Raw genomic sequence first — 15,792 nt, forward strand, 5'->3', positions numbered from 1 at the left:
CATGTTTAAGAACTTTATTGGAGGTTCATTATGGCAACGACAACAGTACAACTAGATGTAGTAAGCGCTGAGACCAGTATTTTTTCTGGCGAAGTTGAAGCTATTCAAGTTACTGGTAGTGAAGGTGAACTAGGTATACATCCTGGTCATGCTCCTTTATTAACTACATTGTTACCTGGCATGGTACGTTTAGTACAAAACGGTGATGAAGAGAATATCTACATCAATGGTGGTGTACTTGAAATACAACCGGGTTCCGTAACTGTATTGGCTGATACTGCTATTCGTGCTGAAGATTTAGACGAACAAGCAGCTACTGAAGCGAAGAAACGCGCAGAAGAACATATCGCTAATCCAGGCGCTGATTTTGATTATGCAGAAGCAGCCATTGAGCTAGCAGAAGCTATTGCACAGTTAAGGTTAATTCAAAAACTGCGTAAGTAAGTGTCAAAAAATACAAAATTAAAAAAACCAGCCATGCGCTGGTTTTTTTATGAGTTGAATAATTCACAAATGTTTTTTAAAGGTTACTACTAACCTTTATCCTATTCTTCTCTAAACAGAACATAAACGCAGTTACATTAGGGTTAAAGTTTCCAAAATCTGTACCAAAAAATATACGATGGGCGATTAATACTCATTTTGGCTGTTAGCAACAAATTAGAACCAATGAATCACGTAAACTCTAGCTTTGATGGGGCGCAAATCTTTGGTATTAACATTGAAGGGTTTAAACGAGGTGAGACAAAAATTATAGGCAATGATGTATTTTGGTTTTCCAGATGAAAATATAGAAAGTATTCCCAAAGGTGAATATTATGTTCAGGCTGTTTTACATAAATATCAAACCTTTAACCTTGCAAGTAAACCTTTTAAAATAATATTCGACCCAACAAATCACAATATAATTAAAATAATTCTCAGTGAAGTTAACCCCAATATTTACGAACCAAAAGATACTGAGTACATTCGACATATAAAAATTCGTAGTCAATTGTTAACAGAATTTTTGGGAACCGATATTTTTTCGAGCACATGTATTAGTACCTCATGGCTTTGATAAGTATCCGCAAGTCCGTTTTCCTCTTTCTATTTTTCATAGCCATTGCCCATCTAATTTTGGCGACTTTAGTGAAACGCCACCAGACCCCAAGTTAATATGTAAATACAGTCAACGCTTCGATTTAGATTGTTATAACAAATTCGTAGCGCAAGAGTCTTATGATTTATATCAATATTGGGTAGTCCAAGATATTCCTAGGATGTTAATCGCTGAGATTGACCATGGTATTCCTTACTACGATGATAGCTACGCTGTGAACTCAGATAATCTAAGGCCTTTATGGGGATGCCTTAGTTTATGAGTTAAAACCAGCTGTAGAGAGATAATTTCGCGGCATAGGAGAAGGTTGGGCAAGGTTTCTTTATAGTAGCTCAACTGGAGGGTGGAAAGCTCTTGCTGTACAGCTTAAATATACTGAGGAATACTATGGTGCATTTGCTGCTTGTCCCGATCCAATAGATTTTCGTCAATTTACTACTATTAATTTATACGAAGATGATAATGCCTATTTCCGCAAAGGTAGTTTTATAAAAATTGATAGACCATCACACCGTAACTACTTAGGGCATATCTCTGGGTACATGGAAATGGATAACCATTAGAATTTAGTACTTGGAGATAAACTTCGTTCTGGTCAGCAATGGGACAGTTGGGAAGCTGTTTATTCTCCTAATGGTGAAGATGGTTATCCCCAACGTATATGGAATAAAAAAACGGGAAAATAAATAAAGACGTTGCTGCATATTGGCGTGAAAATTACGATTTGCGTTGTATTATGGAACGAGATTGAACTGAGCTTGGCCCAAAATTAAAATGGAAAATTCATATTTATGTAGGAGATATGGAGAATTTCTATCTTAATAATGCGATTTATCAAACAGAAAAGTTTTTAGAAAATGCAGCACCAGCTTACGAAGGAGTATAGATTATGAGGACCGTCATGAACATTGCTGGATTGGTGACCACGAAAATTCAAATGCTATATCTCGTTTGCGTTATAACTCCTTTTACGTATCGAAAATCTTAAAGCGTATTGAAAAATCTGCACCGAAAGGGGCGGATTTAAAAAGTTGGAGGTATTAGGTTTTTAATGAATGCTCACCCATATTTGAGTTTTTTTCTATAAAATAAAAATGAAATGTTTTGTATTTATACGGGTCTTAATACCTATTAAGTACACAATTTTATTAGAGTGAAAGTTAGTAATGAAATACACAGTAGTCCTCATCTTATTCATAATAATTGGAGTTTTTAGTTCAGAAACTTCTGCTGAAAAAGCCATTTTCGCAGGGGGATGTTTCTGGTGCATGGAATCGGATTTCGAAAAGTTAGACGGTGTTAATGAAGTCATATCAGGATTTACCGGGGGGACCTTAGAAAATCCCACTTATCGTGGTAATCATTATGGTCACTATGAAGCGGTAGAAATTGATTATGACGCCAGTAAATTAAGTTATCAGGACTTATTAGATCACTACTGGATAAATATTGACCCCTTCGATGACAATGGTCAGTTTTGTGATAAAGGGTTTAGTTATAAAAGCGCTATATTTGTAGCAAATGAAGATGAAAAAAGATTAGCTGAAGCGTCTAAACAATTAGTTATTTCGCAGTTTCCAGAGCAAACAGTTGTTACCCCTATTTTAAATACTACAAAATTTTATCCTATCAAAGGTAATGAAGTACACCACCAAGATTATTACAAGAAAAGTCCTGTTAGATATAAGCTTTATCGCTGGAACTGCGGCAGAGATCAAAGGTTACAAGAAATTTGGGGTGTCAAAAAGTAACACAATTTTTTAAAAAGCCCCTTAATTTTAATTCATTAAGTTTGGCTCTAAGACGTTATTAAGTTGCCTGAGTTGCGTTTCTATCAAATTTAAATAGGGTTTAAATTCATTTACGTTTGTATGCCCATAAGTAATCAGAACTTCCATTGATTTAAGAGCGGATTCTGCCTCAGTCAATGCACATTCGTGTGTATTAGGTAATAACCTATATAGGTGGACCAAAGCACTGTTTGTTTCGGAATTAATTAAAGCATCTTGTAACTGAATAAATATTTGTTCTGCATCCTCTGCAAATTCATATATAGCCTTTAAAAATAACTCCACGTTATTCTTATGGTTAACTATGCCTAGTGGGATGTTAACACAGGGTAAGTCGGTACACTGATGAGCTAGAGCTAGTATTTTGGGGAGTTCAAAGGCTATGGCTATTTCATCATCTTGCAACGCCGACTTCTCAATATTTGCAAATTTATTACCTATTAAAGCAAATCCAAATGAGCCTGCAGAACCGCTTATGTTATGCGCAATTTCAGAGACTACTGAAAGGTCTCGTTGCTTCAAGGCTTTATCAATCTTAACTAATTGTTCTCGCAAATTATCCTGATATTCACTAACTAAATTTAACATATCTTCTTTACTTAACACTTGCTCCGAATCACCTTGCATTGTTAAAAACAAAGATAATTTACGAATAAAATCTCTTCTATCTATAGGTTTTGCTAGGTGTTCTGAAAACCCTATAGCCATGTATTCGTCAATTTCGTGCTTCATATTATTGGCAGTAAGTGCAATTACAGGGGTATTGTTACCTGTTGAACGCAGCTGCTTTAAAGCTAGGGTTCCATCCATTATAGGCATATGGATATCAAGTAAAATCAGATCAAAATTTTGACGATATAGGACCTCTAATGCTTGTTGACCATTCTCTACTTTAGTCACTTTTATTTTCATTCGTTTCAATAATAGAGAAATAAGCTCCCTATTATTTGGGTGATCATCAGCTAGTAATACTGTGTTACCACTAAAGTTCGGTATCTTTACCGGTTGAATAGATCGTGATGGGGTAGACCGCCATATCTCTGCAACATTATTTATCCAACTAGTGTTCTCTACAACATCTACCACTATATTTAAGGTAAAAGTTGACCCTTTATTTAGCGTACTTTCAAAGGTGATTTCCCCCCCAAGTCCTTTAGCTAAACGTTGAGAAATACTTAAGCCTAAGCCTGTACCTCCAAAACGCCTATTAATGGAATTATCAGCCTGGGTGAATGGTTGAAAAAGTTTTTCTTGCTGCTCTAGTGATATCCCCTCTCCAGAGTCCTTGACAGTAATTTGTAATTTATTTTTAACTAAAGCGACTGATAAACCAATGTAACCATTTTCAGTAAATTTAATGGCATTATTTGTGATGTTAAATAAAATTTGCTTTAAACGTGTAGGGTCAGTATTTATATGAGCTGGCAAGGGATATTGATAGTTTAAATAAAATGCTAATCCTTTATCTCTGGCCCTTTTACCTACTAGTGACTCCACTTGTGCTAAAACAGAAAAAAGTGGAGTAGGAATAGATTCAAATTCTAATTTATTTGCATCAATTTTACTTATATCGAGAATATCATTAATGACATTCAGCAAGTGATTACCATTTTCGGCAATTATTTTAGTTACCCGTTCTTGTTCTGCTTTATCAATATCACCCGTTAAGATGCCATCTGCATAACCAATAATCGATGTTAAAGGAGTACGAATTTCGTGGCTCATAGTAGCCAAAAAACGACCTTTGGCATTATTGGCTTCGATTAAATCACTATTTGTTTTTTCTAGTTTTAAATTCGCTTCTTTCAACTCAACAGTGCGTGTTGCTACTTTAGTTTCTAAGCTGGCATTGAGTTCAATATTTTTAAGAGTTAACACCCGTAATTGCGCCGCTAAGGCAAATGCTAATAGCAAACTGTCTAGACAATTACCTATTAAACCTAATAGATAGATATTAATGTTTAACCTGGGTAAAAATTCGATATTTATCAGATTTACTACCATGTTTGGCAGAGCTACCGACAATAAAGCTAGTGTGTAATATTTAGCAGGGGAATATCCATTTATCCAACAACGTACACCGGTATAAATACCTATAAATGCCGTTAATGAAGTAGAAAAAGTTGCTAGATATAAACCTGTTTCATAATTATAAAAAGCGAAAGGAATAGAGATTAAAGCTATTAAGGCTACTATTTTCAAGGCTAAAGCTATCTTAGGACTTACCTTGTCTAACTGTAAAAATTGAATATTGAAAAAACAGGTAAATATAGAGCCAATAAGAAATGCAGGCAGTCCAAATATAAGTGAGTTTTCAAAACCTAAGTAGTGGGGTACGGCAAATACTATAGCCCATGCAGTACCGTAACTTAACGTAGAAAGTGCATAAGTTAAATATTGATAATTATGAGTGCTAGTGAAAATAAAAAGATTATAAATACCTAATGCTAAGGAAATGCCTAAACCGATTAACAATAATACATTTTCAATATGAAATAGCTTTACAGTTTGCTCAAAAGGTTTAACAACTATTGTTATAGGTGAAAAAAAGTAAGGGCTATCAAACAATATTGCAATTGTTTTACGTTGTCCTGGATCTATTTCTATCTTACTACCGTAATGAAAATCTTGTTGATTATTAAGGCCATGACCTGACTTTACCGTTTCATTAAACTTGTTACAGTCATAACAAAATATCTCAATATGTTGCACTACTGAACCATAAGGATATATAAACCATTCTGTTTGTTGAGTGTCATTATTTAATTCAAATACCGCCACATATTTATCACCACTTAAATTGGTATCAGTATGGGGTTGTAGTGAAGATATTAAAGCCTCGAGAGTCGCTTTGTTTCTGGGAAGCGCTTGTGAATTACCAAGTAGAGAAAAATAACTAATCTGCTCAGTAACATTATGATCATTTAGATTGCTTAGTTTGATGCTAGGAATATTATCAGTTGTTGCAGCAAATAAGCTTTGCCCCAACATAACAGCAAATAGCGTTAAAAAGCTTACAAATTTAAAACTTCTATAATACATCTTTATATAACTTTTATAGTTCAGAGCCATATCTAATCTTAATTATTAGAGCCCTATTATTTTTGTTAATATCTGGTTTTATCTATAAAAGTCAGCAGTGAGTTTCCAATATACTGAAGTGGAAATCAGTCTCTATATTTACAGTTTATAATTTAACCCATAACGAGTTAATTACCTTAGTAAAATACCAAAGTATTGAAGTTTGTATACTGCATCTTTTTCGGACAAAAGTCAGTTACATGTAGGATATTTCTTAAAAATGGGAAAATATTCATTCTTTAAAGCTTCTAAAATGTCATATACGCAAGTAAGACAGTGTTAGTTCCCAGTATTTTCTAGGAAGCAAACCTGCTGCATTTTTGTGAATAAACTATAAAGAGGATCACAGTTAATACCATGAGTATATTCAAGTATATAGGCCACAGACTCTAAGGTTGAAAGGCTATTTTTTTGTGTGGTATGTCTAATTTTATATTGGTTAATGGGAGGCGCAGAGAAGTGCCAACTCTGTAGTTTATGCATCCAAGGATTAAGTTTCCATATTTTTAAGGCTTTCCGCCAAGATGCGTCAATAAAGATAACTGTATGCCCTGAGGGGAAATGATCTTGCTTTTGCTCGATATTGATAAGAGATTCTAGTGGTTTACTTTGCTCATGGGGATAACACACACTGAATTTTTCTGGTTTTTGCGACACTAACTTAACAAATTCTGTCCAATCTTCAGGTGACTCTCCTGTTAACACATCTATTCTATTTAACGTTAAATTAAGTAACTTAGCAGTGTTTTTGGCATGTTTTGCTTCTTTTGGCTGTTGCAGAATGACTATGTTTATTGGGCTATCAAGGGGATAAATCCAAGCACACAAACACGTTTTTTGAGGATAGTCACATAGAATACAATGCTCTCTTTTCTTTATGTTAGAAATGTTCATATTTGATTGGGTTTATTTCCTTCAACAGATATTCTGCTTGGTGTTTGTCTGCACACTTGTTAGATTTGTTAATTATATTAGTACTTACTAACCAAATGAAATTTTTTAACATAATAAAGGATTTATATGTTTAGCTTATATAATACTTATTTGATGATACTGCCTACCCGAATTCTGGATTTTTAAGATGGCATTTAATAACAAACTTGATTACATACCCAATCAGCCTTTTTCGGGCAGCTCTCAGTATATGTCTGATCTAGAACGTAAAAAATTTCAAACTCGTAAGTGGCAGGTTTTAATTGGTACATTTTGCTTATTAGTGGTTATTTCTAATATTGTAATTTGGAGTCAAGCTGCGGTTTATCAAAGCCAAGCAATATTACATTTTTCGTATCCTTCGCAAACCGAACAAGTATTCCCAGAGTTGCCACAAAGGCAAATAACGATACATACCCGCAGGCTTAAAAGTAGCAGTGTTTTAACGGCAGTTTCTGAGGCGTTATCTGAAAGGCAATACTTAAACATTAGTTTGCAAACTTTGTTTGTTAACTTAGAAGTTGAGCCAAGTTTAACTGGTCGTATTATTACACTTAAGGCAAACGGTTCCGATCCAAAAATTCTTAAACCTATATTAGAAACTTGGGTAGAGGTATACCTAGCACTTATCGATTCTGAAAAAGAAGTGAGCAACACAGAAGTACAAGAATCCGCAAATGAACAACTTTTATTGCTAGAGCAAAAAATTGTTGAACAAAAATATCAAGTACAAAACTTTGCTCAGAGCAATAACATTACTTCTTTAGAGCGAGATGAAAACCGTGTCTTAAATAAAGTAAAAAATTTAAGTACTAGTCTTGATTTAGCTGTTGCAGAAAAGGCTGAAAAAAGTGCCCTTCTTTCTAGCGTTGAAGTGTCTATTAGTAATGGAGAAACCTTAGTACGTCCAGAAGATAAATCTACCATTGATGAAACCAGATCTAAATTGCAAGAAATAACAGCAGGGTTAGATGCTTTGTCTGAGCAATATACCCAAGCCTATCTAGAAAGAGACACTGTTATTGTGGCTCGCCAGCAAGAAGCTATAAAATTACAAGCTTTTCTTGATGAACAAGTCAAACTTAGTCAAAAGGCATATATGCAAGAAGTCCAGCGAGATGTGCAAACAGCCAACAATAAGGTTGTAGATCTGCAAAAACAGCTTGATGAACAAAATAAACTGGTACAAAAATTTAATCAAAATTTAGAAGAATTCAAACAATTAGATACAGAGCTAAAAGCATTGCAAGCACAGGCTCAAACAATAAAAACACAACAAATAACGCAACAGGTATCTAAACCTTTTGATGCAAAAATCAGCGTGTTAGAATCTCCTTTTATCCCTGACTTTGCTATATCTCCTAACTATTTATTAAACAGCTTTATTAGTTTAATTGGATCATTGATTATCGCCATAATGGCATTGTTTTTATATAGTTTTATCTTCAAACAACACATCTCACAAGGCACCTCAAGTAATTTTGTTGTAGTACCAGGGCAAAATGTTAATCAAGATTTAGCTAATATTGATAATCAACAACCTATGCAGCTTAACCAAGCAAACCCAAAATCAGTGTCGCAGCTCGAAGCACCAGCAGTAAGGTTGTTGAGCATTGATGAAAGTAAATCTCTGTTTGCAGTAGCAAACAAACAAGCAAAGGTGTTAATTGGTTTAACTATGTGTGGTGTTGAGCAACAAGAGTTAAAAGTCATTAGCGCCAGAGATTTTCAAAAAGACTATTCTCAGATGACTATAAAGGGACTGGCATCAAGAGTTTTAGCCGTACCTTCATACCTAAGTGAAATTTTAAATAGTTTATGTGCAACGTGTGGCAATGAGGTTATATGGTCTAACCTTGATCCTGAGCAGGACTTTTCACTCCTTTTAGTTAATGCTGCCCATGATGCAAATTTACTACTTCCAGAGCAAATTGATCTAAATGTATTACGTCATACGTATATAAATTTTCTGGTTGTTCAAGGCATAAAGCTGAATGATATAGAAAAAGTGGCTGGGTTTATTGCTCCTTCAGAGTTGGCGCGATACCGTCATATTAATAATCAAAAAGAAGCAGTAAATATAGAAAACATTAGCATTCAGTATCCAGTTGTTTAAATGCAGGTATTATCACCACAGCAAAAAATATGGAAAACTACCCTGCTTATTCCAATGGGAAAAGTGGCTACTTATGGACAAGTAGCGGATTTAGCAGGCTTACCAGGTCGAGCAAGGTTAGTTGGCAAAGCTTTAGGTGCTATACCAAAAGATTTGCAAGTACCCTGGTATAGAGTGTTACGTTCTACTGGACAACTTGCTTTTGTATCGGGTTCGGTACAATCAAAAAAACAGATTGGATACTTGCAACAAGAAAATGTCGTTGTTCTGAACAACAGAGTAAAACTTAAAACTTTTCAATGGCAACCTGATTTGGGGGAGTTACTATGGAAATTAAAATTCTGATCCCCTTGCAAAATATGCTTAATATTTTATTGGCTTAGGCAATGTTATTTAGTGATATTGTCCCTTTTAATACACTTTTAGAGTTAAATAATTGCTAAAGACTATACTTATAGATGAAGTTACAGAAGGGATGTACATTGACTCTATCGTAAAACAAAAAAGTTCACTCAAGATAGCTAGTCGAGGTAGAGTAACTTCAAAAAAAGCGATCGATCAGTTAAAAAAACAAGGCATTTTAGCGGTTGCAATTGATTTAAGTAAACAACTTAATGTTAAAGAAAAAGAACAGCAACACGTCACTGTAAACCCTAAATCTGAAGTACCTTTTGAGTCTGAACTTGCAATGGCTATGAAGTTGCATGCACAGGGTAAAAGTATTCAAAAAACCATGTTAAACAACGTGGCTAAAAACCTTTCTGTAGATTTGGCTGTGCCACAAGAATTCGCTTCTAGCCTAGTCTCATCCATAGACAGAAACCCAAATGCATTAATGTGCATGACCAAAATACGAGAAAAGGACACCTACCTTTTAGAGCATTCTTTAAATGTATCTATTTTATTAGCTCACTTTGGAACCCATATAGGGCTAGCTGAAGACCAAGTACAAGAGCTCGCATTATCTGGTTTTTTACATGATATTGGAAAAATTAAAATTCCTGATGCGATATTGCATAAACCAGGACGCCTTACTGATTCAGAAATGGATATTATGCGTAAACATGTGGTTTATGGCACAAAAGTATTAGATGAAATGGGATTACCTGATTCTATGGTTACGACTATAAGTGAGCACCATGAGAGGTTAGATGGCTTGGGTTATCCACTAGGATTGCAAGGAGAACAAATAACTAAGTTTGGCCGCATGATTGCCATAGTGGATACCTATGACGCTATAACAGCAGACAGATGTTATAAAGCTGGTATGCCATCTAAAAAAGCATTACAAATACTATTAAAAGATAGCCCAAATAAGTTTGATTTAGCCTTAGTTAAACAGTTTGTTCAATGTGTCGGTATTTATCCCGTTGGCAGTTTAGTGAAACTAGATAACGAAAAGGTCGCTATGGTGCTTAAACAACATCCTGAGCATGCTATTAAACCTGTTGTTAAGGTGTTCTATTCTGTCCGTGGTAGTCATTATTTAGAGCCCAAAGAGCTCAACTTAGCGGCAAGTAATAACACTGTAAAAATAGTAGAAGCCGTAATCGCCAGTGACTATAAATTGGACTTTAACCGCTATTTTAATGAATCAATTGCGCTGTAATTAACGATAAATTTGTTCAGGTAGTAATTTTAAAATGACTCTAAGTTGATCTGTCGTTACAGCTGATGGACAGACGCCCTTATTGACTAAATCTTGACGAATACATGCAGGGTCGGTTGACGAAAAATCAGCACTATTTTTTTGCACGTAACGGGTTAATTGTTGTTGCATTTTTCGTGTTAAACAAGACATCTGTACAACCTTATCAGTGAAATGTTATCGGCCTATAAAAATCTAAAGGCTATCATTTTGAATATAGATATTTTGTATATATGAATATAAAATATCTGCATAAATTAGTGATAATCAAAAAGTAAGCCAATAAAGTTTTATTTATATAATTCAATGCATTACGATTTATTTTAATGTTAATTAAATGTTACTTGTAAATAAAGCTGACACTCTTTTTAACTTCGATATAATATTGGGTAAATTAAGCTAAATCCTGACAATTACAGTAATTATTTTTAATAAAATGGAACGGGAATTACATGAAACATAATATAGAAAAAGGCTTGTTAAAAACGACTTGGAATAGCGTGTTGATAACTGCATCAACTACCCTATTGCTTGCTTGTCAGCCAAAAACAGAGGACGTAAAAATGCCAGAAGTCGAGTCTCAAGCTGCATCAGTGTTAACTTATCCAGTAACCCGTAAAGGAGATGTAGTTGATACCTATTTTGGTGTGCAAGTTGCCGATCCGTATCGCTGGCTTGAAGATGACAGAAGTGCAGAAACCGAAGCTTGGGTAAAAGCTCAAAATAAAGCGACACAAGGGTATTTAGAGCAAGTACCTTACAAAGATAAAATTGCTACAGTTGTTAAAAATCTACTGAACTACGAAAGAATTTCTGCACCATTTACTGAGGGTGATTACACCTATTTTTATAAGAACGATGGGCTACAGAACCAAAGTGTGGTGTATCGCCAAAAAGGTGAAGGTGAGCCACAAGTATTTATCGATCCAAACAAGTTGAGTGATGACGGCACAGTGTCATTAGCGGGTCTGTCATTTTCGAATGACGGATCTTTAGCTGCGTACTTAACTTCAACAGGTGGTAGTGATTGGCGTGAGCTTTATGTTATTGACACCAATACTATGGAAAAAGTCGATACCAAACTGGTAGATCTTAAATTTACAGGTGTCTCTTGGTATAAGAATGAAGGTTTTTATTACTCTAGCTACGATAAACCTGAAGGGTCTGAGTTAAGTGAAAAAACCGACCAGCATAAAGTGTATTATCACAAAATGGGTACCGCCCAAAAAGATGATATTGCTATTTTTGGTCATACCGAAGATCAAAAACATCGTTATGTTGGCGCCGAAGTGTCAGATGATAATCAATATTTAATGATTTCAGCGGCGAACTCTACGTCGGGTAATCGCGCATATTTAAAAAACTTAAATGATACGAACGCAACATGGATAACGGTGAAAGAATCCATAGAGTCAGATGTTTATCTGTTAACTAATAAAGGTGAAGATCTGTATTTGGCAACAAACTACCAAGCACCTAATAGTAAAATTGTAAAGGTTAAAGCAAGCGCTCCCAATGTAGAAAATTGGCAAGATGTGGTGTCAGAAACCGAAAATGTTTTATCACCTAGCACAGCTGGTGGCTATATTTTTGCTGAATACATGGTAGATGCCATTTCTAAGGTGTTTCAATACTCTCTAGAGGGTGAGCAAGTACGTGAAATTGCCTTGCCAGATATTGGTACAGCAGGCAGCTTCGCTGGCAAACAAAAAGCCACCACAACTTATTTCACCTTTAGCAATTACACTACGCCTACCACTATCTATTCATACGATATAACAACTGGAAAAACGGCATTATTCAACAAGCCAGCATCGGCATTTGATGGCAGTCAATATGTATCTAAACAAGTATTTTATACATCTAAAGACGGCACCAAAGTACCTATGATTGTCACTCAACATAAAGATGCAAAACTTGACGGTAGTAGCCCAACTATTTTATACGGTTACGGCGGTTTTAATGTCAGCCTAACTCCTCAGTTTAGTTCTACTGTGGCTGCTTGGTTAGAGTTAGGAGGTAGTTATGCCGTCGCTAACATTCGTGGCGGTGGTGAATATGGTAAGGCCTGGCATAAAGCTGGCACTCAGTTACAAAAGCAAAATGTTTTCGACGATTTTATTGCCGCTGCTGAGTATTTAATTGATAACAAATACACTAGTAGCAAACATTTAGCACTGCGTGGGGGCTCAAATGGCGGCCTATTGGTGGGAGCTGTAGCCAATCAACGCCCTGATTTAGCTGCGGTAGCATTACCAGCAGTTGGTGTTATGGATATGCTGCGCTACCATACCTTTACCGCTGGGGCGGGTTGGGCTTATGACTACGGTACAGCAGAACAAAGTAAAGAAATGTTCGAGTACCTAAAAGCTTATTCGCCAGTTCATACGGTAAAATCAGGTGTTGAATACCCAGCTACTTTGGTCACTACAGCTGACCATGATGACCGCGTAGTACCTGCTCACTCATTCAAGTACGCCGCTATGCTACAAGCCAACCACACGGGTACTAGCCCGACGCTTATTCGTATAGAAACAGATGCAGGTCACGGAGCTGGCACGCCCATCAGTAAAACCATAGAACAATATGCTGACATATATGGTTTCACCCTTTATAACCTAGGGGTTAAAAACCTATAACGACAACCCACACTTAAAAAAGCCATCACTTAACGATGGCTTTTTTGTTGAGTTAAATTAGCTATCAACTTCTTATTCAATATTGGCAATTTGCTCGCGCATTTGTTCGATTAACACTTTAAGTTCTACAGCTGATTGGGTGATATCGGTATTGATTGACTTTGAACCCAAAGTATTCGACTCGCGATTAAATTCTTGCATCATAAAATCTAGACGGCGGCCTACTGCCCCACCCTTTTTGAGGATTTTATGGGTTTCACTGATATGGGATATCAAACGATCTAATTCTTCGGCCACGTCTACCTTTTGCGCTAGCATTACCATTTCTTGCTCGACACGGGTTGATTCTAACTCTATTTTTGCTTCTTCAAAGCGGTTGAGTATTTTTTCTCGCTGCCATTTAAGCACTTCAGGCATATGGGCTGTGACTTTTTCTACTTCTACCTTGATGCCGTTTAAGCGCTGTTCGATCATGGCTTTAAGGTTTACACCTTCAGTCGCACGGGCAGCAATAAAGTCGGCTATGGTAAGGTCAAACTCTTTCAGTATGTCACCTTGAATACTATCCATGTCTGCTTCTTCTGCTGACATCACGCCAGGCCATTTTAGGACATCTACTGGGTTCACTCCGACTGATTCGCCATGAGCTTGCACCCAGTTAGCCGCTTGCATGACTTGTTTGGCTAGATTTTCGTTTAAATTTAACTTACCTACTGCGGCGTCGTTAGCGAAAAAGCGCAACGCACATTCGACCTTACCCCTTTGTAATTGTTTACGAAAACGTTCACGTAATACGGGTTCCATGCCTTTAAATTGCTCAGGAAGACGAAAATAAGTTTCAAGAAATCTTTGGTTAACAGAGCGTATTTCCCATACGGCTGAGCCCCAATCGGCTTTGAGTTCGCGGCGGGCAAAAGCAGTCATACTGTAAATCATTGAAATCTTCCTAAGTTTTAATTCGGGGCATTATACCTCTGTTGCTCTTCGGTGCGAGAGTCCATACCTAGTATTCGCTAAATAATTGGGTATGAATGCTTTAAAACTCAAGATAATTTGTACGTATGCCTCTATAATTGCGGCCATTATTTTGTCTGTGAGTATTTAGGAGAGCACCATGCGTCCAAGTGGAAGAACTGCCAATCAAATTCGCCCTGTTACTATTACCCGTAATTTTACCTGCCATGCCGAGGGCTCAGTGTTAATTGAGTTTGGTAACACCAAAGTATTGTGTAACGCTACGGTAACCGAAGGTGTTCCGCGCTTTATGAAAGGCAAAGGTAAAGGTTGGGTGAATGCTGAATACAGCATGTTACCACGGGCCACTCACACCCGTTCAGACCGTGAAGCAGCTAGAGGTAAACAAGGTGGTCGTACTCTTGAAATTCAACGTTTAATTGCTCGTTCGTTGCGTGCAGCGGTTGATTTAAAGCTGCTTGGTGAGAACACTATAGTAGTAGATTGTGATGTGATTCAAGCTGATGGAGGCACCCGTACTGCCTCTATCACAGGCGCATGTGTCGCCCTAGCTGATGCATTAAGCTGGATGCGTACTAAGGGTATTTTAAAAACTAACCCTATTAAACACATGATTGCCGCTTTATCAGTAGGTGTCTACAAAGGGGTAGCGATTGCTGATTTAGAATATCTTGAAGACTCAGATGCTGAAACAGACATGAACGTTGTCATGACCGATACGGGTAAATTCATAGAAGTACAAGGCACCGCAGAGGGTGAACCTTTTGACGCAGATGAACTAAACGAAATGTTAGCGCTGGCGAAAGACGGTATTCGCGAGTTATTTGACGCACAAAAATTGGCTTTAAATTAGGATTGACCATGCAAGATTATCAACGTGATTTTATTGAATTTGCTTTAGCTCGCAATGTTTTAAAATTTGGTCAGTTTACCCTTAAATCAGGCCGTACTAGCCCTTACTTCTTTAACGCTGGTTTGTTTAACACAGGGGGCGATTTAGCCAAACTTGGGCAGTTTTACGCACAAGCTTTGCAAAATGCAGCCATAGAATATGATGTGTTATTTGGGCCTGCTTATAAAGGTATTCCTATTGCCACCACTACAGCTGTGGCCCTTGCGGATAAACATGGGATAGATAAGCCCTATTGCTTTAACCGTAAAGAAGCTAAAACCCACGGCGAAGGTGGCAATCTAGTGGGTAGTCCATTAACAGGTAAAATAATGTTAGTTGATGATGTTATTACCGCAGGTACCGCAATTCGTGAATCAATGTTGCTAATTGAAGCTAACAAAGCCGACCTTGCAGGTGTGTTGATAGCACTAGATAGACAAGAAAAAGGCCAAGGTGAGTTATCAGCCATTCAAGAAGTAGAGCGCGACTTTAATACTCAAGTGGTGAGCATTGTAAGCCTAGCAGATTTGGTTGAATACTTAGCTGATAAACCAGAGATGGCAGAGCATTTAGCAAATATCAAACAATACCGTTTAGACTACGGGATTTAGTTAGC

At 36.7% G+C, this 15,792-nt stretch carries 13 protein-coding genes; 9 read left to right on the forward strand and 4 right to left on the reverse strand.

The window, feature by feature from the left end; translation table 11 throughout:
* Positions 1 to 30 precede the first annotated feature (30 nt).
* The 3 genes from EOK74_RS04675 (at position 31) to msrA (ending at position 2,853) form a co-directional block, all read left to right on the forward strand.
* Positions 31 to 444 carry a F0F1 ATP synthase subunit epsilon gene (locus tag EOK74_RS04675; RefSeq protein ID WP_133468766.1) on the forward strand — a complete coding sequence of 138 codons (414 nt, stop codon included), beginning with the start codon at positions 31 to 33 and terminating at the stop codon, positions 442 to 444.
* A gap of 316 nt (positions 445 to 760) precedes the next feature.
* The gene (locus tag EOK74_RS04680) at positions 761 to 1,060 is read left to right on the forward strand and encodes a hypothetical protein (RefSeq protein WP_133468767.1); all 300 of its coding nucleotides are present in this window, start codon (positions 761 to 763) and stop codon (positions 1,058 to 1,060) included.
* 1,208 nt (positions 1,061 to 2,268) lie between these two features.
* Positions 2,269 to 2,853, forward strand: coding sequence for a peptide-methionine (S)-S-oxide reductase MsrA (gene msrA / locus EOK74_RS04685; protein ID WP_133468768.1), 585 nt, complete (start codon positions 2,269 to 2,271; stop codon positions 2,851 to 2,853).
* 27 nt (positions 2,854 to 2,880) lie between these two features.
* Here the strand turns inward: msrA and EOK74_RS04690 are convergent, their stop codons facing one another.
* Together EOK74_RS04690 and EOK74_RS04695 are read right to left on the reverse strand one after the other, a co-directional pair.
* Positions 2,881 to 5,934: a response regulator gene (locus tag EOK74_RS04690; RefSeq protein ID WP_133468813.1), complete on the reverse strand. Its 3,054-nt coding sequence runs from the start codon at positions 5,932 to 5,934 to the stop codon at positions 2,881 to 2,883.
* 318 nt (positions 5,935 to 6,252) lie between these two features.
* The gene (locus EOK74_RS04695; protein WP_133468769.1) at positions 6,253 to 6,867 is read right to left on the reverse strand and encodes a tRNA-uridine aminocarboxypropyltransferase; all 615 of its coding nucleotides are present in this window, start codon (positions 6,865 to 6,867) and stop codon (positions 6,253 to 6,255) included.
* 187 nt (positions 6,868 to 7,054) lie between these two features.
* On the opposite strand from EOK74_RS04695, the gene EOK74_RS04700 reads away from it, so the two are divergent.
* From EOK74_RS04700 to EOK74_RS04710, 3 genes are all read left to right on the forward strand, one after another.
* Complete coding sequence (locus EOK74_RS04700) at positions 7,055 to 9,022, forward strand: GumC family protein (protein WP_133468770.1); 1,968 nt, start codon at positions 7,055 to 7,057, stop codon at positions 9,020 to 9,022.
* Positions 9,023 to 9,367 (forward strand): MGMT family protein, encoded by a 345-nt coding sequence (locus EOK74_RS04705; RefSeq protein WP_133468771.1) that lies wholly within the window; start codon positions 9,023 to 9,025, stop codon positions 9,365 to 9,367.
* Between the two features lie 91 nt (positions 9,368 to 9,458).
* Entirely contained in the window at positions 9,459 to 10,631 is a 1,173-nt protein-coding gene (locus tag EOK74_RS04710) for a cyclic di-GMP phosphodiesterase (RefSeq protein WP_133468772.1), read from the forward strand.
* On the opposite strand, the gene EOK74_RS04715 is transcribed toward EOK74_RS04710, so the two are convergent.
* On the reverse strand, positions 10,632 to 10,823 hold the full coding sequence (locus EOK74_RS04715; protein WP_133468773.1) for a hypothetical protein: 192 nt from the start codon (positions 10,821 to 10,823) through the stop codon (positions 10,632 to 10,634).
* A gap of 299 nt (positions 10,824 to 11,122) precedes the next feature.
* Here EOK74_RS04715 and EOK74_RS04720 point away from each other — a divergent pair, with 299 nt between their 5' ends.
* Entirely contained in the window at positions 11,123 to 13,309 is a 2,187-nt protein-coding gene (locus EOK74_RS04720; protein ID WP_133468774.1) for a prolyl oligopeptidase family serine peptidase, read from the forward strand.
* Between the two features lie 72 nt (positions 13,310 to 13,381).
* Here the strand turns inward: EOK74_RS04720 and EOK74_RS04725 are convergent, their stop codons facing one another.
* Positions 13,382 to 14,245: a YicC/YloC family endoribonuclease gene (locus EOK74_RS04725; protein ID WP_133468775.1), complete on the reverse strand. Its 864-nt coding sequence runs from the start codon at positions 14,243 to 14,245 to the stop codon at positions 13,382 to 13,384.
* 178 nt (positions 14,246 to 14,423) lie between these two features.
* Here EOK74_RS04725 and rph point away from each other — a divergent pair, with 178 nt between their 5' ends.
* Together rph and pyrE are read left to right on the forward strand one after the other, a co-directional pair.
* On the forward strand, positions 14,424 to 15,137 hold the full coding sequence (gene rph / locus EOK74_RS04730) for a ribonuclease PH (protein ID WP_133468776.1): 714 nt from the start codon (positions 14,424 to 14,426) through the stop codon (positions 15,135 to 15,137).
* Positions 15,138 to 15,145: 8 nt separating this feature from the next.
* Positions 15,146 to 15,787, forward strand: a complete 642-nt coding sequence (gene pyrE, locus EOK74_RS04735; RefSeq protein WP_133468777.1) for an orotate phosphoribosyltransferase — start codon at positions 15,146 to 15,148, stop codon at positions 15,785 to 15,787.
* Positions 15,788 to 15,792: the final 5 nt, after the last annotated feature.

The sequence above is a fragment of the Paraglaciecola marina genome (assembly GCF_004360155.1).
GTDB classification, from domain to species: Bacteria; Pseudomonadota; Gammaproteobacteria; order Enterobacterales; family Alteromonadaceae; genus Paraglaciecola; species Paraglaciecola marina.